The 22,390-nt window shown below is 46.2% G+C and carries 24 protein-coding genes; 11 read left to right on the top strand and 13 right to left on the bottom strand.

Annotated features, from left to right (window positions below; translation table 11 throughout):
- Positions 1 to 70 precede the first annotated feature (70 nt).
- Both SSED_RS03630 and SSED_RS03635 read left to right on the top strand, forming a co-directional pair.
- Positions 71 to 1,612, top strand: a complete 1,542-nt coding sequence (locus SSED_RS03630; protein WP_012141055.1) for an FG-GAP repeat domain-containing protein — start codon at positions 71 to 73, stop codon at positions 1,610 to 1,612.
- A gap of 290 nt (positions 1,613 to 1,902) precedes the next feature.
- Entirely contained in the window at positions 1,903 to 3,270 is a 1,368-nt protein-coding gene (locus tag SSED_RS03635; RefSeq protein ID WP_012141056.1) for a hypothetical protein, read from the top strand.
- 56 nt (positions 3,271 to 3,326) lie between these two features.
- On the opposite strand, the gene SSED_RS03640 is transcribed toward SSED_RS03635, so the two are convergent.
- The gene (locus SSED_RS03640) at positions 3,327 to 4,292 is read right to left on the bottom strand and encodes a helix-turn-helix domain-containing protein (RefSeq protein WP_012141057.1); all 966 of its coding nucleotides are present in this window, start codon (positions 4,290 to 4,292) and stop codon (positions 3,327 to 3,329) included.
- Positions 4,293 to 4,448: 156 nt separating this feature from the next.
- On the opposite strand from SSED_RS03640, the gene SSED_RS03645 reads away from it, so the two are divergent.
- Complete coding sequence (locus SSED_RS03645; RefSeq protein WP_012141058.1) at positions 4,449 to 5,264, top strand: YMGG-like glycine zipper-containing protein; 816 nt, start codon at positions 4,449 to 4,451, stop codon at positions 5,262 to 5,264.
- Between the two features lie 63 nt (positions 5,265 to 5,327).
- Here SSED_RS03645 and SSED_RS03650 read toward each other — a convergent pair whose 3' ends face one another.
- Both SSED_RS03650 and SSED_RS03655 read right to left on the bottom strand, forming a co-directional pair.
- Complete coding sequence (locus SSED_RS03650; protein ID WP_223295946.1) at positions 5,328 to 6,557, bottom strand: sensor histidine kinase; 1,230 nt, start codon at positions 6,555 to 6,557, stop codon at positions 5,328 to 5,330.
- A gap of 38 nt (positions 6,558 to 6,595) precedes the next feature.
- Positions 6,596 to 7,282 carry a response regulator transcription factor gene (locus SSED_RS03655; protein WP_012141060.1) on the bottom strand — a complete coding sequence of 229 codons (687 nt, stop codon included), beginning with the start codon at positions 7,280 to 7,282 and terminating at the stop codon, positions 6,596 to 6,598.
- Between the two features lie 127 nt (positions 7,283 to 7,409).
- On the opposite strand from SSED_RS03655, the gene SSED_RS03660 reads away from it, so the two are divergent.
- The 8 genes from SSED_RS03660 (at position 7,410) to SSED_RS03705 (ending at position 14,383) form a co-directional block, all read left to right on the top strand.
- Entirely contained in the window at positions 7,410 to 8,441 is a 1,032-nt protein-coding gene (locus tag SSED_RS03660; RefSeq protein WP_012141061.1) for a glycosyltransferase family 2 protein, read from the top strand.
- Positions 8,438 to 9,832 (top strand): ArnT family glycosyltransferase, encoded by a 1,395-nt coding sequence (locus SSED_RS03665; RefSeq protein WP_012141062.1) that lies wholly within the window; start codon positions 8,438 to 8,440, stop codon positions 9,830 to 9,832. Before SSED_RS03660 ends, SSED_RS03665 begins: the two co-directional genes overlap by 4 nt.
- Positions 9,820 to 10,248 (top strand): GtrA family protein, encoded by a 429-nt coding sequence (locus tag SSED_RS03670; RefSeq protein ID WP_012141063.1) that lies wholly within the window; start codon positions 9,820 to 9,822, stop codon positions 10,246 to 10,248. Before SSED_RS03665 ends, SSED_RS03670 begins: the two co-directional genes overlap by 13 nt.
- Positions 10,249 to 10,403: 155 nt before the next feature.
- The gene (locus SSED_RS03675; protein WP_012141064.1) at positions 10,404 to 11,084 is read left to right on the top strand and encodes a YiaD family glycine zipper/OmpA-like lipoprotein; all 681 of its coding nucleotides are present in this window, start codon (positions 10,404 to 10,406) and stop codon (positions 11,082 to 11,084) included.
- A 1,052-nt stretch (positions 11,085 to 12,136) separates the two neighbouring features.
- Positions 12,137 to 12,637, top strand: coding sequence for a hypothetical protein (locus SSED_RS03685; protein ID WP_041421527.1), 501 nt, complete (start codon positions 12,137 to 12,139; stop codon positions 12,635 to 12,637).
- Between the two features lie 87 nt (positions 12,638 to 12,724).
- Positions 12,725 to 13,048, top strand: a complete 324-nt coding sequence (locus SSED_RS03690; RefSeq protein ID WP_012141066.1) for a low molecular weight protein tyrosine phosphatase family protein — start codon at positions 12,725 to 12,727, stop codon at positions 13,046 to 13,048.
- 53 nt (positions 13,049 to 13,101) lie between these two features.
- Entirely contained in the window at positions 13,102 to 13,578 is a 477-nt protein-coding gene (locus SSED_RS03695) for a DUF6714 family protein (protein WP_012141067.1), read from the top strand.
- Positions 13,579 to 13,975: 397 nt separating this feature from the next.
- Positions 13,976 to 14,383 (top strand): DMP19 family protein, encoded by a 408-nt coding sequence (locus SSED_RS03705; RefSeq protein WP_012141068.1) that lies wholly within the window; start codon positions 13,976 to 13,978, stop codon positions 14,381 to 14,383.
- 474 nt (positions 14,384 to 14,857) lie between these two features.
- Here the strand turns inward: SSED_RS03705 and mgtE are convergent, their stop codons facing one another.
- From mgtE to kdsC, 10 genes are all read right to left on the bottom strand, one after another.
- Positions 14,858 to 16,222: a magnesium transporter gene (mgtE, locus tag SSED_RS03710; protein WP_012141069.1), complete on the bottom strand. Its 1,365-nt coding sequence runs from the start codon at positions 16,220 to 16,222 to the stop codon at positions 14,858 to 14,860.
- A 112-nt stretch (positions 16,223 to 16,334) separates the two neighbouring features.
- Complete coding sequence (locus SSED_RS03715; protein ID WP_012141070.1) at positions 16,335 to 16,610, bottom strand: HPr family phosphocarrier protein; 276 nt, start codon at positions 16,608 to 16,610, stop codon at positions 16,335 to 16,337.
- Positions 16,603 to 17,451: an RNase adapter RapZ gene (rapZ, locus tag SSED_RS03720; protein WP_012141071.1), complete on the bottom strand. Its 849-nt coding sequence runs from the start codon at positions 17,449 to 17,451 to the stop codon at positions 16,603 to 16,605. Before rapZ ends, SSED_RS03715 begins: the two co-directional genes overlap by 8 nt.
- Positions 17,448 to 17,891 (bottom strand): PTS IIA-like nitrogen regulatory protein PtsN, encoded by a 444-nt coding sequence (gene ptsN / locus SSED_RS03725; protein ID WP_012141072.1) that lies wholly within the window; start codon positions 17,889 to 17,891, stop codon positions 17,448 to 17,450. The genes rapZ and ptsN overlap by 4 nt, the downstream gene beginning before the upstream one ends.
- Before the next feature lie 2 nt (positions 17,892 to 17,893).
- Positions 17,894 to 18,181 (bottom strand): ribosome hibernation promoting factor, encoded by a 288-nt coding sequence (gene hpf / locus SSED_RS03730; protein ID WP_012141073.1) that lies wholly within the window; start codon positions 18,179 to 18,181, stop codon positions 17,894 to 17,896.
- Positions 18,182 to 18,247: 66 nt separating this feature from the next.
- On the bottom strand, positions 18,248 to 19,741 hold the full coding sequence (locus SSED_RS03735; RefSeq protein ID WP_012141074.1) for an RNA polymerase factor sigma-54: 1,494 nt from the start codon (positions 19,739 to 19,741) through the stop codon (positions 18,248 to 18,250).
- A gap of 140 nt (positions 19,742 to 19,881) precedes the next feature.
- Positions 19,882 to 20,613: an LPS export ABC transporter ATP-binding protein gene (gene lptB / locus SSED_RS03740; protein WP_012141075.1), complete on the bottom strand. Its 732-nt coding sequence runs from the start codon at positions 20,611 to 20,613 to the stop codon at positions 19,882 to 19,884.
- Positions 20,610 to 21,263 carry a lipopolysaccharide transport periplasmic protein LptA gene (gene lptA / locus SSED_RS03745; RefSeq protein WP_012141076.1) on the bottom strand — a complete coding sequence of 218 codons (654 nt, stop codon included), beginning with the start codon at positions 21,261 to 21,263 and terminating at the stop codon, positions 20,610 to 20,612. The genes lptB and lptA overlap by 4 nt, the downstream gene beginning before the upstream one ends.
- On the bottom strand, positions 21,250 to 21,807 hold the full coding sequence (gene lptC, locus SSED_RS03750) for an LPS export ABC transporter periplasmic protein LptC (protein WP_012141077.1): 558 nt from the start codon (positions 21,805 to 21,807) through the stop codon (positions 21,250 to 21,252). Before lptC ends, lptA begins: the two co-directional genes overlap by 14 nt.
- The gene (gene kdsC / locus SSED_RS03755; RefSeq protein ID WP_012141078.1) at positions 21,804 to 22,355 is read right to left on the bottom strand and encodes a 3-deoxy-manno-octulosonate-8-phosphatase KdsC; all 552 of its coding nucleotides are present in this window, start codon (positions 22,353 to 22,355) and stop codon (positions 21,804 to 21,806) included. The genes lptC and kdsC overlap by 4 nt, the downstream gene beginning before the upstream one ends.
- Between the last annotated feature and the right edge of the window lie 35 nt (positions 22,356 to 22,390).

Consider the following 22,390-nt stretch of genomic DNA (forward strand, 5'->3'; position numbering starts at 1 on the left):
TCAAAGTCGATAGATTAGTCATGGAGATGAAATTGATTCGTATCCAACATTAGTGGGGAGTGTGTGGTTAATGGGAAGTGAGAAAAAAGGATTTACATACTTGGCTCTGGCAGGCTTAACGGCGTTGTTGGCCTCATCGGGAGCTATCGCTGCCGATAGAGATAAACCTGTCACTGTAGAAGAGCACACCATTCAGGCGCCGTTCAATCTTACTCACCCGGTGCTGCCCGTCGATCTCTTGCCCTCTCCCGGGAAAGAGCTGGTTACCTTCGGCGTGGATGACAATCTGCAAAAGTGGTTAGGTATCTACACATTAAATACCGACAATCAACGTTATAGCCTGTTCCAAAAATTACTACTGCCACCTTCGTTCTACTCTTTCGATATCAGCGATGAGAGTGATAACGGTCAGGGAAAGCAGGGACTCTATTTTCTTTCCAGTGAGCATATTGTTCAGTATGTGCCTGAGAATAGTTTGGCCCCTTTCGATGTGATTACAGAGATTAACTCTATTACGCTAAAGAAACGTCCGGATTTCATCCGTCGCGGCGAGTTCGTACGGGATCTTAACGGCGATAAGCTTGCCGATATTTTAGTTAGCGATTTTTCACAGGTCAGGCTTCTGATAGCGAAGGCTGAGGGAGGGTTTGAAGAGCAGACCTTGCCGATAACTCCACAAGTTAAAGTGAACAAGCATGGCGCCGAGTATATCGAATCTAAGCTCTATATCAGCGATGCCAATCTGGATGGCCGCGATGATATCATTAAGATTGCCGAAGGTGAGCTGGAGGTGTACCCGCAAAATGAAACCGGCATGTTTAACACCCTGGCTAGCTATATCCCCGTCAGACAAGCTATCAGTGGCGTCGATTGGTGGAATAAGCGTGATGCTTTTGGTGAGTCGTTAGATCAAAGTTCCTTGATATACAGGAAGGTGGAGGAGGTCAGAGACATCAATAATGATGGCATTACCGATCTTGTACTTAGATACACCAAGAGCTCCGGAGTACTGGATAGAGTCAATGATTATGAGATCTTTCTCGGTGAAAGCTTGAAGGGTAAGCTGGCCTTTCCGGCCAAGGCTAACAGTGTTGTGCATGCCGAGGGGACATTAACTGGGCTGGAATTTATCGATATCGATAATGATGACAAGCTTGAGGTGATGGTCGCGGGGTTCGATATCGGGTTATCACAGATCATAGGTGCGCTGGTATCGGGCAGTATCGATCAGGATGTCTATCTGTTTAAGATGGATAATGACACTCTTTTCCCGGCTAAGCCCAATGTATCCAAAGAGGTTGAGCTTAGCTTTAGCCTCACATCGGGTCAGAGTGGTAGCCCGGTGGTTGAGCTTGCCGATATCAACGGGGATAAGTTGCAGGATCTCCTGCTCTCGGATGGTTCAGACAAGTTAAAAATATACCTGGGCGATCCCGGCGGCAAGCTGATTAAGGGTCGCAGTGAGCAAGTAATTACGCTATTACCACAAGAGGGCGATATGTTGTCCAGTGACGACCTTAATGGTGATGGCAAAGATGACATCTTAATTAAGTACGGGCGTCAGGATGACAAGAAACTGTTAAGCCAATTTAAGGTACTTATTTCCGGTTAATGGCTAGCATCTTTACAGATGTAGGAGAGCCTCTGTTACCAAGTTATAAGCGCAAAGCAAACTCCTCTTAGAAACCGCCTTTTCGAAATAAACAGATCAGCTGAGTTAACATAAAGCAGCGCCAAAAGGCGCTGTTTATGCTTCTGTTTACCTTTCCATTCTCTTAATCACAAATCTATAAGCTTCATTACTTTCTATTACTCAAGCTTACAGTTCTTGACGCCTATTTTTTGTCATAAGTAGCAACCATGTAAACGGTTATAACAATTGGTAATCAAAGGGAGTTTATTTTGAAAAAATCTTTTTTATGGCAGGCACTCATCTTATCCGGTGCATTGCTGGGCGTGACTGCTTGCAGCAGTGATGATGAGGATAGCTCCTCCGACATGAGTTATATTCAATTTTACAATGCGTCACCCAACAGCACCTCGGCGCGGCTATCGATGGATGAATACGAATATACAGGTGTGGATTTTGCCGATTCTATGGCCAGATACTCATACTCGACGGGGAGTGTGGAGTTGGCCGTTATCGGTAATGATGAGTTAGGTGACGATCAGACCATATATGAGCAGAGTCTGGATCTGGGTAATGATGAGGAGCATCTGTTTATGCTCATTGGTGATTACCATTCACCCGAATTTATCGATATTAACTATCAAAGAGAGGAGATGGATGAGCTAAACAGCGATGAAGATGAAGACTATAGCAAGATGCAGGTTCTGGTGGCCCATACGGCGATGAACAGCGCCGGGTTTGATGTCTATATTGGTCTCTATGGTCGTGAATTTATTGATGCGACTCTGATTAGTGAGGTGAGCTACAGGGAGCACTCCGATGCGGTGATATTTGATACGGGTGATTATATCCTTTATCTGACTGAGCCGGACTCTATGGAGCCGATATACACCACTGCGAGCATGTCGCTATCGACTAAAACTGTTTACAAGTTGATTATTCGGGAAAGCTTCGGACCCGGCACGCCAAACATCACTATTGATAGTGTCGACTCAACCTCCACTCCTGTGACCTATGCCAATGTTGATGCTCATGCCGAATTTAGAGTCTTTAACGCCCTGAATGAGCAGGGGAGTATCGATGTTGAGATGACTAACCATTTAGGTGCCATCCAGGCGGATGATATCGAAGTAGGGAAGGTCTCCGAGTTTAAAGAGATAGACTTTGATGATTACGGGGTCCAAATTCAACAGAGCGAATCGGGTGAGGTGTTAGCGAATAACCTCTTGGTGACCTTTAACCAGGATGAAAGCCGATCCATCTTTGTCTACCAGGATGAGTCCGGGGGGGTGAGAGGCATGACTTTGACTCATGATCTCAGGCCGAGGGCATTTGAGTACCAGATGAACTTCGCGAACCTGGTGCATGAGTTCGAGGATCTCACCGTCTACTTTGTTCGTGCCAGTGAAACCATTGAGTCGGCAGAATATAAGATAGATAACGCTGATTTTGCCGAATTGAATGCGCTCACCATACCGTCCGGGGAGTATGAAATTAGTGTGGTCCAGCAAGATGATAATGATGATCTGACCTTGCTTTACCAATCTGAGCTACTGAGCCTGGAGGGGGGAGGTAACTACTCGATGGCGCTGATTAAAGATACCTCTATGCCCTTAGGCTATCAGCTGTCACTGTTTTAATAGGGATTAAAGCCGTCGGTGCTAAAGCAGAGTATTTACTCTGCTTTTTTATTGCCTTACACTTTTTCCGCTTCATTGGAGTTGCGCATCAGGTTGAGCATCAAGGGGCTTGATAGTAGCTCCTCTCTCTGTATGGAGAAAGAGACATAAGTATAGCGTTTGCCATTGTATCTGGCGCCGTCGAGTCTGTCGGAGAGTGGCTCCCCGGTGGCAACCCGTACACCGGTCAGGAAATCCATTAACTTGATCCCTATGTCAGATCTTGCCCGGTAGCCTAAAGCCAGAGTCAGCGGGTTTTCGATAAGGCTCAATAACAGGTGCGTGAGGTAGTCCTCGGCGATATGTCGTCCACCAAGGTAGGCGCTTAGCATATAAGTCGAGGCTGCCTGGTCGCTATCGATCAGGTGTGCCGGCGTGAGCTCACTGTCACCTAACTGACCCGTCAGCAATGAGTTTAAGGTTTGAGGGCTGACCCTCAACAAAATGATATGCCCTATGAGCACGCCGTCGACCTGGTAGAAGGTCACATCGGTAGAGGCGTGCTCCACGAGGGGAGTGATAAAAGTGGGGTTCCAGTTTTCACGCTGACGGGTGAGGTTACTATGGTAGTGAGTGATCCAACGTATCATCTGAGCGGCATTGTCTGCGTGCTTATTTATCTTATCGAAGCTGATGTTGTCGCTGGAGATGTAGGGGTGGGCTCCCATCACATGGTTGTAACTGGTTTGCTGATCTAACATCTTCTGAAAAGCAGAGATAGAGGGCAGCTGCTTTAATTCAAATTCCGGGTTAGATAACAGCAGGTGTGGCTCATCGGCAAAATATTCCATCAAGGTGATTTGGCGTCGGATGTTAGGACTGACCTTACCCCGCTCCCAACGACTGATTGCGAGAGAGTCGATATCCGTAAACAGTTCACTATAAGATTGCAACTCGAGTGCCAGCCCCTCTTGGGACAGCCCCCGCTGAGATCGCCTTTTTAAGAGGTAATCGTCTATCCCTGAAAACTGCTCTCTGGTCATATATCCCTCTTCTGTTTCACATCAGAAACTTCTATAGCTTCTAGGCATTAGGTTATTTTTTTTTCGGAGCCATGCCCTGATGTAAATTTGAGCTATCTGATTTAATAGCCTTACTGACTAACCTGTAATGTAACGCTTTTTACTGAGGAACACACTATGACAAACATGAGAAAAACCTTACTTGCTGCATTGTGCGTTTCACTCCTCAGTGGCTGTGCGAGTACCTCTGACGGTGAAAATACAGAGCAAGACCGCAATCGAGGATTGAGAACCGGCGCCGCTGGTGGCGCTATCTTAGGTTTAGCCTTGGGCGCCGCCACAGGTGATGCGAGTCTGGCGGCCAAAGGCGCTATGGTGGGAGCCGCTGCCGGTGGCGCTGCAGGTGCTGCGGCGGATTATCAGAATGATCGGGAAGATCACCGTAATGCAAACGGTAACAAGAACATCAATATCAATGGATTGGGAACTGCGGCTAACCCATTGGCGCCCCAGGTAACCAATGTGCCGCAGAGCTGGGACAGATTGGATGACTTTACCGGTGATTGGCAGATTAATATCTGGGCGTTGACTGAGGATGGTAAACGCATCGAGGCCACAGGTATTGCTAAGGGAGGCTTGGCTAAGACAACTGCGGCCCAACTCAACTTCGAGAAGTTGAATGTCGATGGTGTCTCCCATGCGCTGACCGGGCAGATCCAACTTGGGTATACTCCCGCTGGTGGCTATAGTCTGGAGACGGATTTCAGTAACAATGACAAGATGCGTTTCTCCGGCGAACATCAGGTTAATAACCAGAGGTATAGTTACTATCCTGTCGGTGTAAAAGGGCAGACGCTTTCCGGTGATGAGCGTCATAACATGCGGGTCGAACTGCGCTTTGCCGGAAAAGATGTGTTTCTTGTCGATACCTATACTCAGGTCAAAGGGGAAGATGTTCAGATACAATCCTACAGATTCACCCGTCAGGGTTAAAATCGGGAGATGTCACTCAACGCCGAATAAAAACGAGCCAGCTGGCTCGTTTTTCATTTGAACCTATTGGGCAAACCTAAGCGTTGCGATACAGCCAGTTTCCGGAGCCGGGCTCAAGTTAAACTGCCAATCGTATCTTTGACACAGTGCATCGACAATCAACAACCCCAAACCATGCCCTTGCTCGGATTGCTCCGACTCATTGAGCCCGGTGCCATGGTCGGTAACCCGAATGCTGTCTTGATCAACCTCTATGGCTATAACACCTGCATCGCTGGCATTGATTGCGTTGTTGAGTAAATTTGTCAGTAACATACGTAGCACGGACTCACTTGGCTGGATCTTAGGTTCGCATTGCATCTGCAGCGTGATGCTCAGGCCTTTACTCTCTGCCAGCGGTTGTACGTACTCTATGATATGTTCGAGCTCCCTGCGGTTAATGGTTCTGAGTGTGACGTTCTCTTTCGCTTGTTCCTGTTTAACCAGGCTAAGCAGTGCCTCAATGGTATGCTGCATATCCGTCGCAGCTTTAGCAATTCTCTCTCTCTGCCTTGCTTGATATTCAGGTTCAGATTTTTGCTTAAGTAACCAGGTCGCCCCCTGAATGACGGTGAGTGGGGTTCTTAATTCATGGCTGGCATATCTGGCGAAGGCTTGCTCCTGCCGAATTAACTTCTCATTTTGTTGGCGATAACGGTTAAGGCTATCCGCTAATTCATTAAATTCGATGGCCGAGTCGCCCGGTACCGAGAAGTGGCTATTGGGGTCGGTGCATTTTAGCTGTTGACTCAGCTGGGTTATGGGCGTTATCAATCTGCGGGTGAGCTTGATGATAGCGAAGCCAAACAGCAAGAAAAGCACCAACATGACGATGATCGATATCAGGTTAATGCTGCGCCATTCGGTTGGAGATAATTCGACATGTTCGGCATTCATGACGATCAGCAAGGGAAAGCGTTTACCATCTTGAATGTACTCACTGCGGTAAAGAAAAAGATCATTGAAATTATTGTTCTGGATCTCATCGAGAAAACCGATAGGGTACTGAGCTAAGGCTCGATATTTTTCCGGTAGATCCTGAACGCGATTATAGGCCCGGATACTTGTTGTGATAATTAACGGGGATTTAGCCTCATGCTTGAATTGAACGATTGCTGTACCGGCACTTTGCTGTAATGTTCTGCGGTTTAACTCATCCTCCAACCAATAGAGCATCGATTGACTGAGCACAAAGAGTGTTGCCCCTACGACTATGGCAATGAAGGCAAAATAGAGGCTAAGTTTGCTTGTCATTGTATTAGCAGGACTTCTTTTCGTGAGTGACTTCAACATCAGTTGCTCGTTAGCTCAAGTTTAAAACCTATCTTAGGTACGGTGATCAGTATGGGGGTTTCGAAAGGTTTATCCAGCTGATTTCGCAGCTGATACATATGGCTGCGTAAAATATCATTACTCGGCGGAGTGTCGCCCCACAGCTCATCGATAAGCTCTTCTCGTTTTACGATATTGGGTGCTTTATGCATAAGATAATGCAAAATTTGATAGCAGGCTGGTGTGAGCGCGAGCTTTTTACCACCGCGATAGACCTGATGCTTTGCGGTATCGAGTTCAAGAGAGCCATATTTTAGTACGCCTCGGGCGACTTTCCCCTGATGCCGGTTAATTAAGGCCGTGACTCTGGCGTTGAGCACATCTAAGTCGAAGGGTTTTGCCAGGTAGTCATCGGCGCCTGAGGCAAAACCATTTAAAAGATCTTGCTTATCATCCAGAGCCGTTAACATGAGGATAGGTGTGGTGCAGCCCATTTGTCTTAGCTTTTTGGCTACGGTTAAACCATCCATCTTGGGCAGCATAAGATCTAAGATGATTAGATCGAAACATCCATCGAGTGCGAGCTTATAGCCTAGCTCACCATTAGCCGCAAAATCGACCTCAGTTCCCTGGGATTCAAAAAAGTCGGCAAGTATACCTGCCACATCCGGGTTGTCTTCGACAATGAGTAGTTGTGTTAAAGCCATCTGTTCCTCTGATTAACGATAGAAGCTAATTATTACACGATTTTGTAGAAGAAATGTCGATGATAATAAATTCACATAGTTAGCTGTATGTTTGCCTCAGTTTTCTGTTTATTGAAGGTTTCTTAGTATGGCACAGCCAACGTCAACAAATCGCGGTGATGGTCAGATTTGTCTCTCTATTCTTATTCCTATGTACAACGAGGCTGAAATGCTTCAGCCACTCTTTTCCCGTTTAAGCCAAGTGTTATCGAGTATCCCCGAGTCCTCTGAGATCGTATTTATAGATGATGGGAGTAGCGATAAGACCTGGGATCTACTGCAGCAGTTACCCGTCTCATCCAGTGAACATCAGTGTATTCGTCTGAGTCGAAATTTTGGTAAAGAGGCGGCGATGACCGCAGGATTAGAGCAGGCAAGGGGGTTGGCGGTTATCCTGCTCGATGCCGACCTTCAGGACCCTCCGGAGTTGATCCCTCAGATGTTGCAGGCTTGGAGGGAGGGCTTCGATGTTGTCAATATGAAGCGCAGGAAACGCTTGGGGGAATCCTGGTTTAAGCGTCTGTCTGCTGCCGCCTTTTATCGGGTGATCAATAGTATGGCTGAGTCGCCCGTGCCGGAGAATGTCGGAGATTTTAGGCTAATCAGCCGTCAGGTAGTAGACAGTATCAACGAATTACCCGAAAGAAATCGATTCATGAAAGGGATCCTGAGCTGGCCGGGGTTCTCTCAGACCGAGATTCTGTTCGATCGTGATCCCCGCCATCTCGGAGAGACTAAATGGAATTACAGTAAGCTTATCGGTTTAGCTATGGATGGCATTACCTCATTTAGTATCAAGCCATTGAGGTTGGCGACTTGGGCCGGTCTACTCACCGCTTTATCTGCATTTACCTACGGTGGTTGGGTATTTTTGAAGACGGTATTGTGGGGCGGTGAGGTGGCTGGTTATCCATCACTGATGATAGTGCAGGTGGCTCTGGCCGGGGTTCAACTATTGGCGCTTGGTTTGATTGGTGAGTATTTAGGTCGAGTATTTATGGAAGTAAAACAGAGGCCTATATATCTGATCCGTGAGGTTGAGCAGCAACAGAGTACACGTACCAGTGTGAGTCATGCTGAGGTGGGTGAGAATGTTCGCTATCTGGAGTCGACGCGATGATCAACAGATTGAAGTCCCTGTCCCTGGCTCACTATTCACTGGGTGTTTTGGTCACTGTCTTGTGTGTACGCCTGGTGACTCTTGCCTTGTATCCTCTGATGGATACCACCGAGGCGAGGTACGGCGAGATGGCCCGGTTGATGGTAGAGACAGGTAACTGGCTGACGCCGTTGTTCGATTACGGTGTTCCCTTTTGGGGCAAGCCACCGCTGCATACCTGGATGAGTGCTTTGGGTATCGAGCTGTTCGGTATATCGGAGTTTGCGGTACGTTTCCCCCATTGGTTGGCGGCAGTCGCGGTATTAATCTTGACCGGCTACCTTGCTAAACAGGTTAAGGTTTCGGCACTGCAAGTCGCCATTTTGCTCACGACGACCAGCGTATTTTATGTCAGCGCTGGCGCTGTTATGACCGATATGGCGCTCACACTGGGGATGACCCTGGCTATGGTTGGCTTCTATCTATGCTGGCAGGACAGGCAGGTATGGGGCTATTTGGGCTTTGTGGGTTTAGCCATCGGCCTGCTGTCAAAGGGACCGGTTGTGTTGGTCTTGATGAGCTTGGCCGTGGGACTCTGGTTACTATGGCAATATGGTCCGATTCAGCCGTGGAAACAACTCTATAGGAGAGTGCCACTTCTCGGTGGACTTGGCCTGATGTTACTCCTTAGCTTGCCCTGGTATTTAATGGCGGAGCAGGCGACCCCGGGATTCCTGCAGTATTTTATTGTTGGAGAGCATTGGCTGAGGTTTGTCGATAGTGGCTGGCAGGGCGATCTTTATGGTTCGGCTCATGATGAAACCCGAGGCACTATCTGGTTATTCTTTGCCGTATCGGCCCTGCCCTGGTCTCTGTTTATCCCCAGAGCACTTTGGCGTTTATGGCAAGCCGGAAGTGGCTTCGATAAGACGACTAAGTTCTTTATCTGCTGGATGTTATCGCCACTTATCTTGTTTACGTTCGCTGGAAATATTCTGCCCGCCTATGTATTGCCAGGGATCCCTGGTATGGGGTTGCTCTTAGCCTACGCCTGGCGTGGTGAGAAGATACCTAAGCTTGAGCCCATTGCGCTTGGGGTCTCCCTGTTAATACTCATGGCCGTTGTCGTGCTCAACCTGGGGCCGACAAAGGAGAAGAGTGATAAGTGGCTGCTCGCTCAAAGAGCGCCGGCTATCTCGACCTATTATTGGCAAGACAGACGTTTCTCATCGAAATTCTACAGTCAGGGAAAAGCTAAGCTGTTGCAGAGTGAGGCCGAGTTACGCCAAGTAGCAGGGGTCCCCTTCTATTTAGTTGTGAAAAATGAAAATCTGGACGATCTGAAGACTTTTTCCGAATGTTTTAATACCGCTGAAACAGCTAAAAAGAGTTTACTTCTATGCGGCACATAGGAGTTATATTCAGCAGAGTCAGATCGTGTCTGACTCTTACTCAGCTGAAGTTTTTAATGGTGGGAGGAGTGAGCTTTATTGTCGATATGCTGCTATTTATCTACCTGTCTCAAAAACTGGAGTGGCCTATTCTGCATGCAAGGCTGATCGCTTTTAGTGTGGCACTGACGTTAACTTGGCTGGGCAACAGGCTATTTACCTTCTCTCACCGAAAGAAAGTGGCCAAGGGGCAACAGTTTGTGATGGCCGTTATTCTTGCCTGCAGTGCCGCCTCAGTGAACCTTAGCGTTTTTTACCTGTTGAGTGAGCTGAGCAGGCCCGCCGGGTTTACTGCCACCTTTTATCTGGCGTTAGGCGTGCTGTCGGGATTGGTCGTAAATTGGCTTGGGTCTAACTACCTTGTATTTCGTCATTAATATGTCGGATGGTATGGCTGGCAATAGCCTGTCGATATGAGACAATGGCGACCTGACTTTTAGTCATAAACCAGATGCGGCGAGTGTCTGGGGTCATGTCTATTATTGCTTTTTTGATAATTAAATATAATTTGCTGGGCAGGCTTGGAGTAAACATGCTTATTTCTAAAAATTCTTTTGTTGTGAAGGCTGTTTTGGGGTGTTCATTAATCGTATTAGCCGGTTGTCAAACGACTAACCCTTATAGCAACGAGAGTCAAAATGCCAAGGCGACCAATGGTGCGCTTATCGGTGCTATTGCCGGTGCTGCGATTGGCGTTGCTTCATCGAGCCGTAGCGATCGTGGTAAGGGAGCGTTAATTGGCGCCGCATCGGGTGCTGCACTGGGTGGTGGTATCGGTTATTACATGGATACTCAGGAGGCTGAATTAAGAAAGCAGCTTCAATCGACCGGTGTCAGTGTGACTCGCAGTGGCGATAATATTGTATTGAATATGCCAAACGAAGTGACCTTTGGTGTGGATCAGACCGATCTGAGTTCAGGTGCTAAAAGAGTACTTAACAGTGTCGCTTTGGTTGCTAAAGAATACGATCAAACTCAGTTGAATGTGCTTGGTTATACCGACAGTTCAGGGGCCGAATCATACAACTTAAGGCTATCGAAAATTCGTGCTATCGAAGTGGGTAACTACTTAGTCGCTCAGAAGATCGAATATGGCAGAGTGAAATCAGAAGGTCTCGGCGAGTCAAGACCCATTGCGACTAATGCAACGGCTGAAGGCCGAGCGCAAAACCGCAGAGTTGAAATCGTGTTAAGCCCGCTACCACAGGGCTGAGTTTCAATTGAAAATGAAAGATTTAAGGCTGCCAATTGGCAGCCTTTTTTATGCCCGCTGCATTTGAGTCCTTCGAATGAAGACTGATTACATTTTTCCTTTTGCTCAATGGTATTGGAATGTTTGTTTTAAGGTTGCACCTTGATTGCTATCTATAGCCTGCGGCTCGCCTAAAGTGTAGATACTTCTTCGGGGCGCTGTGAAGCCATCCTTGGCCGCTTAACGAAAACATCCCTGTTTTCGATACCCTCAGACGCATCTACACCTGATTATCTATCTCTTCGATTTGGCTTTATTGCTAGGCTTCGTAACTCATTTCTGCCCCATTTATGTGTTAGCGCCAGCAATTCGTCCTATACAGCACAAACCTCTTTGTAATACTTTTCTCATCAGTCGGAAAGATAGCTTAGTCTGTTTAGCGTTAGCATTAGTTAATCAGTAGCTATACGTTTTATACAGTTATACTTATTTTAAGCTCGTTTTTGGTCAAATTGTGCGCATTTACACTTTTTTAGCTAGAATGGACTTCAAATAAAGAAGCGATGCTTCCCTCACGCCACAGGGGACCTCAATTAAGCTCCAAGGGCATGGAATATGAACTCACGGATTGAGTAGCATCAAGCTCCTCTCTCAGAAGTAAAGAACAAGCAGTGACATGAGATCTACGGCTCATGAACAATGATCGCTAGGTAACTAAAGTATGGAGCGAAGGAGAATCAAAACTTTTATCATAAAATACCTACTTTGGTTTGCAATTGTATATGCATTAATCTGGCTTGCTCCCGGCATAGTTGTTTATCCTGTTGATTTTATGAATGAAGCTATTACTGGCATCAAATACGTGGATAGTTGGACTCTTGGCATAATGTTTTGGACAGGTTCAGTTATTCTTTTACCAGTTCTATTTTTAATATTTCTGTTAATTTTCTATTTTGTCAAACAAAGAGATAAGAGAAGTAGATGATTGCTTGCATGGCTTTTATCTAACAAAACATTAAGTTGACGCGTTTCACTCGTATTTTTTGGTATGGAGTTCTGCGATAGGAGCCTAAATGACAATTTTTATTCGAATCATAGTGATAGCACTTGTAGCTATGATTTCAGGGATCATAATAATTGTGGCTATTACGGTCTCAGGTTATGGGATCGTAGATTTTGATGATGTAAGTACCATCACACCATATTCTGAAGTTGTGGGTTTAATTGTCACCTCTAAAGAGAAAGTTATCCTCCATGGATGGACGGAAGCGGATAATACAGTGGAAAACCCTGTTTTTTACTCATTTTCACTGCCACCCGGAACTGATAATAGGTTTGTAAAGTCGCGAACAACGATTCCGGCTGGGCTACGGCTTGAAATAGTCGCTGTAGAAAAGTGTATAAATTGTTATTTGGATTTTAAACCTAGAATAAAATTCAGAGTAAATCCTCGCAATCTTAAGACTGTTCATGAATTACCAATATACTTAGGTGATTCATTTTTAGTCGAAAAATGGGGTGAAAATCATGAGCCGATCACTTATGACTATAGTATATTTGCAGTCGGCTCCTAACACGGCCAGCCAGAGGGACCAAAAAACTGTCGCTTCGCTCTGGTTTTTAGGCCCCTGCTGGCGGCGTACTATGTCTACGAGGTGTTTATGCCGAGGGTGCCATTTCTTTGCAGCAAGAACAAACTGAGAAGCCCGACCGCTGAGGCTATATTCAGCGACGTGGAAGGCTGGGAGGTCTATTCCGCAGGAATCAGCAATGATGCCGCAGTCCATGTTAGTCTCGAGGATATAGAGTGGGCTGACTATATCTTCGTCATGGAGAAATCCCATAAGAAGAAGCTCTCGAACAAGTTCGGCGGCGCAATTAACAAGCAAACTGTAGTCTCATTAGATATACCGGATAACTATGAATACATGGATGCCGCGCTCATCGAGATACTTAATAATAAGGTGCCTAGCCTTGTACGCTAAGTCACACAGAGCAAGCGCAGGCTGTCGGAAAAATGGTGCGGGTGTTATGCCATATGAATACTGAACATCTTAGAAATGAAATTGAGGCTGTATTTCCGTTCATTGAAAAGCCAAAAGGGTTAGCTTTGTCTTTCCATAAAGATGACTGCTTTCAATGTGGATACTTGCGTGACGAACTGGAGCAGTATCAAGGCGAGGAAATACCGCCAGAGGCTATCCGAGAAATACACCAAGAAATGTCGTGCTTGTCGGCTCATGGTTGGTGCTGGGCTCTTCCATCTTACCTTCGGTTCTGCATCACGGAAGAAGCAAAATATAATCAGATGGAAACAGAGTTTCTTATTTATAATTTGGCGCCTGAGCTAAAACATGAGCTTGAGACTAAACAGAGATTATCTTCCCTCAATCAACAGCAGATTCTCTGTCTAATACATTTCTTAGAGTGGTGTCAGCAGGATGAGCATTGGGGGCAATACTGTCCTGAAGAAATTTCTTCGGGTATCGCCTATTTATCAACAGTGAGGGCATAACAAAGAGCTGCTAAGGACAAACCTATGATTAGCTTCGGTTTGCCCCAGAGCACGGCATTATGTTTACTAAAGGGTTCTAGCATTGTTAAAAGTTTTATTGTCTTTATTCGCTTTAGCAGTAGCCTTTTTATTGGCTACTGGAAAGGTCGGGTGGGTGAAAAAAGGTCATGTCCCTAAAAAGGAAAATGATCAACTCATGCGTAAACTTTTTAGTATATTAGCAATCTTGTCATTTATTATGGTTTTGCTTAATTCCTATGTGTATATTACTGAGAATTACTTAGTGTAGTCTCGCGCGTAAGCTGCTGATTAGTAAGAGTCAAATAATTGGTCATTTTCGTTTCTCAACATTTTAGCCAACAATTTTTTGTCCATTATTAGGGCGTTAAAGGTCATCATGAATTCCGAGCAAGCATTTGAAAAGTCGTTACTCGCACTTGAAGAAAAAGGCTTCGATGGAATTCGAGAGCCAGAGCGAGTGCTTGCGACCATTTGGTCTGTCGAGGCAGAAGTAAACAATGGAGGATTCGACCAACTCTTCTACAATTCAGCGGGGGATGTCGCATTTTATGCAGCTAAGGCATTACAGAGCATCGGCGCATATGAAATGGCTGCAATTAGTCAGAGAGCCCTTGATCTCTTTGGTGAGAATGGTCCCCCTAAAGATAGAGATGTACGTGTAGAAAAACTAGAAAAAATATCTGAAGTTAATGAAGAGTATTTGAATCAGCTGGATTATGATTTCACTGAGTATCCAGATGACATCATAGAGTTGCTATCCATTTATGTTCAATCCAACTTTTAAGGGTAAACATTTTACAAGCAGCAACGCTCTGCGGGCTGGGCGGCTTCACCGCCTCTGATTTGGGCGTCTACTCGATATCCGATTTCCATACTTTCCTTAATGCCAATAATCATTTTCAGAGCTTAAGCTCTGAAACGTTTATGTCCACAAATGAGCTACAGAGTACCCGTCATTCAAAATCGAAGAGATAAACACTCAGGTGTAAACGCGGCTGTGACCTTCGGCATCAGGGATGATGTCGCAGAGCGTATAGGGACATATTCACCGCGTGTCACTGAAGTGTTTGCACATTAAGCTAGCCGCAGGTGATAGATAAATTTGAAGTTAAAGGCTTCAGAAAGCTAACCCAATAGGCATTCAGTCCAATGAACCCAATCTAAAAGATATTTGAAACTTGTTATCGGACAAGTAAACAAGGTTGAGCCCTTAAGTTTACCGCTTAGGGGCTCGTCTACACAAAGTCGTAAGTGTCGGTTAATTCAGTAAGAAGAATGTAGCTAAGCCTAAGAAGGCAAACAGGCCGATAACGTCGGTAACGGTGGTGAGCACCATTCCTCCGGCGAGAGCGGGATCGATATTCATCTTCTTAAGCAGTAACGGAATGCTTGCTCCGGCAAAACCTGCCACAGTCATGTTAATAAGCATCGCGCCACCAATGAGTCCACCAAGTGCGATATCACCTTTCCAGAACCATATCGCCAGAAAGACTAATACGGACCAAAGAACTCCATTGAGGAAGCCGATGGCGAGCTCTTTACCTATCAACCAGCGAGAGTTACTTTGGCCAATCTGTCCCAGTGCGATACCACGAATAACCAGCGCTAATGTCTGATTACCGGCAACCCCTCCCATGCTTGGCACTATGGTCATCAAGATGGCAATGGTAGCGAACTGTTCTAATGTGCCTTCGAACATATTGCTTACTGAGGCCGCCAACAGCGCGGCGAAAAGGTTGATGGTTAACCATAGCGAGCGCTGTAAGGTACTTTTTATGACAGGGCCGAAGGTGTCGGCATCATCATCCATACCCGCCATCCCCATCATGGAATGCTCTGCATCTTCTCTGATGACGTCGACGACATCATCGATGGTGATACGGCCAAGCAAGCGGTTATCATCTCCGATAACCGGCGCCGAGACCCAGTCATGTCGTTCAAACAGTTGTGCAACTTCACTGTCTGACATGCCTACCGGAATACCTTCAAGCTTTGATGCCATGATATCCCGAACGGAGGCGTTGGGATCGCAGGTGAGAAGGTCTGAGATCCGCACACCACCGAGTAAAGAGTCATGTTTGTCGACGACATAGAGAGTATCGGTCGCCTCAGGTAGTTTACCTCTGATCCTGAGATATCGTAGAATCACATCAATATTGACGTCGGGACGCAGTGTCACCGTATCGGTATTCATGATACTGCCTGCGGTATCATCAGGATAAGAGAGAGCTTGTTCTACTCTGGTTCTGTCCTGGCTGGTCATAGACTGCAGCACTTGATTAAATACACTATCAGGCAGGCTTCGCAGGATATAGGCGAGGTCATCGGTATCCATGCGTGCGGCGGCTTTTGCGACTCTCTCAGGACTCATCTGCTTGATGAGGTTATCTTTAAGTTCCTCACCCAGTTCATCAAGGATTTCACCGGTATGATCTTGATCTATCAGTTGCCACAATACTTGACGGGTTCTCGGAGGGGATGACTCGAGGATAAAAGCGACATCTGAAGCGGCCATATCATGAAGCATGTTTCTCACATGAACGAACATGCCACTACCAAGGGCTTGGGTCAGCTGATTTAAACGTTGGTCTGTGAGTTCGTTGTCGAGTACTTCAACTGGCATCGCTTCCCTCCCTAAGAGTGTGTATTTGTGCAGTTTGTAATGTATGAAAAGAGGTCAAGTCAGGCGCTAAGAGTGTAAGTTTTCTGTTGTTGAGAAAATGAGACTCAGGCGATTAACTCGCCTCATCAAACTTTGCATCGACGAGGGCACAGATGGCATCGAGTGCGGCGTTAGCATCTTTACCTTCCCCCAGCAGCGTGATGGTTTTGCCCATCCCGGTTTCCAGCATGAGTAATCCTAGCACACTGGCGGCGGACGCCTTTTTATCACCTTGTACTATCGTGACCTGAGCATCGAACTCAGATGCCAATATGGCGAGTTTAGTGGCTGCGCGGGCATGTAAACCTAGCTTGTTGCAGATGGTGACCCGACGTTCCAGTTTAGGCATTGTTCAGTTCACGATGGCGGGCTTTAACCATATGTTTGCTATTGCTAAATAGTTTCGCTAATTGGTCGGTGACATAGACAGATCTATGTTGTCCGCCGGTACAGCCTATGGCGATAGTCAGATAGCTACGATTATTTCTTTCAAGGTGCGGCAGCCACGTTTCTAACAGGTTTTCAATTTGCCAGATGAATTTATTAACCATAGGCTGCTGGCTGAGAAACAGCTGTACAGGTTCATCGAGGCCTGTCATGGGTCTTAGCTCTGGCTCCCAATGAGGGTTGGGGAGAAAACGAACATCGAACATAAAGTCGGCTTCTGCGGGCATGCCGTATTTGAAGCCGAAAGATTCAAAATTAATGACGAGTTCTTTATCTACAGTTCCCAATAAGATCTCTCGTACCTGATTACTCAGGTCATAGATATTGAGGTTTGAAGTATCTATGTAGTGATCGACCAGCTTAGAAACCGGCTCGAGTAGTATCCTTTCATGCTCAATCGCTTCTTTCAAAGAAGTTTTACTTCTCGATAGTGGATGGAGTCGGCGGGTTTCGCTGTATCGCTTCAGCAGAACTTCATCTGAAGAGTTGAGAAAGAAACTGAGTAATTCAGTATCTGCAGGCAGGTTGGAAAGTTGTTTTTCGAGCTCTTTTTCCTGCTCAGGCATGTTACGAACGTCGACACTGATGGCGACAAGTTCGGTACTACCCTTAAGTTGATCGAGTAGTGAGTCCATGAGCGGTAGAGGCAAGTTATCGACACAATAGTATCCAAGGTCCTCTAAAACCCTGAGGGCGACAGATTTTCCTGATCCGGACCGACCGGATACCATAACCAGTTTCATTGAGTAATTACCTGATAGAGTTCTGATTCATCTTGTGTTTTGCGTAACTGCTTCAATATCAGCTTATCATTGAGCTTCTCTGCCATAGTCGACAGGGTACTCAAATGCTGCTCACATTGATCCGCAGGCACTAATAGCGCAAATAGTATATCTACCGGCTGTTTATCAATCGAGTCGAAAGCGATAGGCTCTTCACACTTGATTAGAACTGCAACTGGTTGACTTATATTGGTTAATCTCCCGTGAGGAATTGCAATACCATTACCTATCCCCGTGCTGCCCATCTTCTCTCTAGCCAAAAGGCTTTCAAATATCTCTTGAGAGGTAAGGGTCGGGTACTGGACAGCCGCAAGATCGCTGATAAGTTCCAGTACCTTTTTCTTACTGCCCGGAGTGGCGCAGGTTGTGCACTCCGGCTGCAGGATCTTACTAAGTTCCATTATTAATGTTTTGTTAGCTTCTCTTTGTGTTTAATAACCTGACGGTCTAGCTTATCAATCAGGGAGTCAATTGCGGCATACATGTCCGCATTTTCAGACGTAGCAAAAACCTCACCACCGGAAAGGTGGAGTTTTGCTTCCGCCTTTTGCTGCATTTTCTGAACATTTAAAATAACGTGCACATTATTGATCTGATCGAAATGCCGTTCAAGTTTAGTAAACTTTTCTTCAACGTATTGACGTAGTGATGTTGTAATTTCAATGTGGTGCCCTGTTAGGTTTATTTGCATAGAATTACTCCTCCGTTTCCGATTGTGTTATGTAAACTAACGCTTGCTTATGATCTCAATAACGCTTTATAAACTCTTACGCTGATTCGATGGGGGGATGAGCAGAGCTTCACGATATTTGGCAATCGTTCGCCTCGCCACTTTGATCCCCTGTTCCCCCAGTAGCGTCGCCATTTTGCTGTCGCTCAGGGGTTTCTTCTGGTTTTCGGCTGCGATCAACTTCTTAATGAAAGCGCGTATCGCAGTCGATGAACATTCTCCACCATCATCCGTACCGACATGACTGGAGAAGAAGTACTTCAATTCAAATATCCCTCTGGGGGTGTGCATATACTTCTGTGTTGTGACACGTGAAATGGTCGATTCATGCATTTCAACCGCTTCGGCGATGTCGTTCAGCACCATAGGCTTCATCGCTTCTTCACCGAACTCGAAGAAACCTTGTTGAAATTTCACTATGCAGTTAGAGACTTTCAGCAGGGTCTCATTACGACTTTCCAGGCTCTTAATAAACCACTTGGCTTCTTGCAGGTGACCTCGGATATATTGCCCATCGGCTTGATTCTTTGTGCTTCTGGCCATGGAGGCATAGTGCTGATTGACATTAATCTTAGGCATATAATCCGGGTTTAACTCCACGACCCAGCGACCTTTCTTTTTGGTCACGGTGACGTCCGGGATCACATACTCATCTCGCCCAGGAGTAATGGCCAGTCCCGGTCTTGGGTTCAGCGTCTGGATCAGTGCAATCGCCTCTCTGAGATCATCTTCTTTCAATTTAGTCTTGCGCATTAGCAGACGGAAATCACGTCCGGCAATAAGGTCTAAATGTTCTTTGATCAAGAGTTTGGCATTGCCGATATGAGGAGTCGTGTCGGCATATTGGGCGAGCTGAATCGAGAGGCATTCACTGAGATCTCTTGCCGCAATACCGATAGGATCGAAATGCTGAACACGCTTGAGTACGGCTTCAACTTCATCCTGTTCAATTTCAGGGTCGCCCATTGCCTCGAGAATATCGTCGACACTTTGAGTCAGGTAACCGCGTTCGTCGATGGCGTCGATAATGGCGGTGGCGATGGCTAGATCATTATCGGAGAAAGGGGTGAGGTTTTTTTGCCATTCAAGGTGTTCATATAAGCCTTCGCTGGTTTCACCTTGAAAGGGCATATCGTCGTCGCGCATTGCCCCGGAACTGGAGTTTGGGGTCGCAGTATAGACCTCGTCCCACGTGGTATCCATGGGAAGATCTTCTGGCATGGAATCTTGGGTCAGTGCATCGGATGTCTCGACGGCTGAGCTATCTTGTGGGCCTTCGTTATCTGTATCACCTTCTGCTGAGGCGCTATATTCAGGCTCATCACTGGCTTTACTATCACTATTGACGGGCTCTGCATCGACTTGCTCTTCATCCAACTCAAGTAGTGGGTTGGAGTCTAATGCTTGTTGGATCTCTTGTTGCAGTTCCAGCGACGAAAGCTGCAAAAGGCGTATTGCCTGTTGCAGCTGTGGTGTCATGGTTAACTGCTGACCCATTTTGAGCTGGAGTGACGCTTTCATTTACCGCTATTCCCTTATTTTGTAATTATAAAATGAGAAAGCCTGCTAAATAATTTTTGGGGTTTCTCTGCCCCCTTAACTCGCTATCTGTTTGCGAGTCTTAACGAATCTGTTACTTGAAAATCGATGCTATAGATTAACTATAGCTTGAATTGTTCACCTAAGTACACAGCCCGTACCTGCTGATTGTCCAAGATTTCGGCAGGGGTGCCTTCTGCTATTAAGTTTCCGTGACTCACGATGTAGGCGTGTTCACAAACGTCCAGTGTTTCACGAACGTTATGGTCTGTTATTAGCACGCCAAGGCCTCGACTCTTGAGCTGTAAGATGATTTTCTTGATGTCGATAACGGAAATCGGATCGACGCCGGCAAAAGGTTCATCGAGCAAGATAAATTTTGGATTCGCCGCCAAAGCTCGTGCAATTTCGACTCGTCGACGTTCACCACCAGACAAGGCCATACCGAGACTGTCTCTGATATGAGTAATATGGAACTCTTCTAACAGGTGTTCGAGCTGCTCTTCGCGTTCATTGTTACTCATCTCAGAGCGGGTCTGTAATACCGCCATGATGTTATCTCTGACGGACAGTTTACGGAAAATACTGGCTTCTTGAGGCAGATAACCTATCCCTTTTCTGGCGCGTAGATGCATGGGATCTAAGGTCAGGTCATCCTCGTCGATAAAGATGCGTCCCTTATCGCTCTGCACTAAGCCGACCACCATATAAAATGTGGTGGTTTTTCCCGCACCATTTGGGCCTAACAGGCCGACAATTTGCCCTGTTTTTACTGTGAGACTCACATCTTGTACTACGGCACGACTCTTATAGCTCTTGGCGAGGTTAACGGCCTTTAGCGTCATCTCGCTCATTTTGGCTCCTGTTTTATAGTCGTTTGTTCCGGCTGAGTCTCTTTTTTCGTCTCAGGTTCATCTGATGGTGTTAGAGTTTTTGTCTCAGGTTTTGTCTCTTCCTGATAGTTTTCTGGCTCATCTGATGGTGTTGGTATTTGCTGTTCAGGCTTTGTCTCTTCCTGATAGTTTTCAGGTTGAATGATGGTGATCACTCTGTCATTGCCGGTACTTTCAGCAATGAGTTGTTGCTTAGCGATGTTATAACGGATCTGGTGTCCCGTTACTTGGCTGCCAGCCTGTTCCAGAGTGGCATTCCCGATAAGGGTTAGGGTTCGACTGGAGAGTTCGTAGCGTATCTCTTTGGCACTCGCTGATGCCGGGCGACCATCTTCCATTATCTGTGAATAGGTGGCAGGGCTTCCCGTTGCAACCAGTATCTTTCCGCCACCTTCCTCTTTAGAAAATGCCCTGAGCTCATCGGCCAGGATCTTTACTGAACCCTGCGTGACTTCGACGGGGCCATTGAAGATGATCTGGTTATTTTTAATATCCGCTTCCTGGCTGGCGGCAGAGATCTTAACTTCTTGCTTTAGATCGTCCAGTTTAGCCATACCACTAAAACTAACTATAGATAGTAAGGCGATGATAAGTAATTTATTTTGCTTCATATATTCCTTCAACCTGACTGGTTAATTGCACACTCTGAGCATTAAGGTCTGCGTAGAGTCCAACCCCTTTAATCATAAAATCGCTACCTGTGATATAGATATCGCGATCCGATGTCATAACCATAGTATTTAGATCTAATTCAAGGTAAGTCGTCTTAATTGTCTGAACAGGCTCTTCCGGGCTAATCGCATCAATAATAACATCCTTCTCCAGAATCACTTTACCCGATTTCTTGTTCAGTGTTCCCTGAGACGATTGAAGACGCCATTGAGCTTGTCCCTTATCGGGATAAACCAGATAGATGGGCTGTGTGAAGTAGGTCATGTTGGCCTCTTCAAAATGCTCCATATGTGTCGCTGTAACCCGGCTATTAACCAGGCCTAACTCATTATACTCTACGCTTCGCAGATTATCGGCAACATAGTCTGGTCGAAGGCTGGCATCTATTGCCACCTCCTCTTCGCCTCTTTTCGATTGCACCTGCCAATAAAGTATTAAGGCCGTACCAAAGAAAGCGATAATGGCCAGAGTCACTCTATTCATATACTCATTCCATGAGCGGTATCGAACTTATCCTGGCTGAGTAACAAAAGATCCGTCAATTCACGCAATGCACCGTGGCCACCACGAATATGCGTGGTGAAGTCGACATGTTGTTTAACATAAGGGTGTCCGTCGGCGACGCACACAGATAATCCCACCTGCTTCATCACCGGAAGATCGACCATGTCATCACCAATATAGGCGACCTGCTGCGGGCTGACATTATAGAGAGTGAGCAGGTCCTGATATGGCACCATCTTGTCGTCTACGCCTTGGTAGATATGGGTGATCCCAAGCGCCGTCATACGGTCTTCGACTATCTGAGATTTACGCCCTGTGATGATAGCGACAGGAATATCACTGGTCAGCAGAGACCTGACTCCATAGCCGTCTCTGGTATGAAAGGTTTTCAGCTCTTCACCGCTGTTACTCATATAAACCAGGCCATCGGAGAAGACACCATCAACATCACAGATGAGTAACTTGATATTTTTTGCTTTTTGCCAAACATCTTCACTTATGGGACCGTAAAAACCTTGATGTGACATGTTAAGCGCCTCCCGCTTTAAATTTGCCTAAATTC

Origin of the sequence: Shewanella sediminis HAW-EB3 (assembly GCF_000018025.1) — a bacterium.
Lineage (GTDB): Bacteria > Pseudomonadota > Gammaproteobacteria > Enterobacterales > Shewanellaceae > Shewanella > Shewanella sediminis.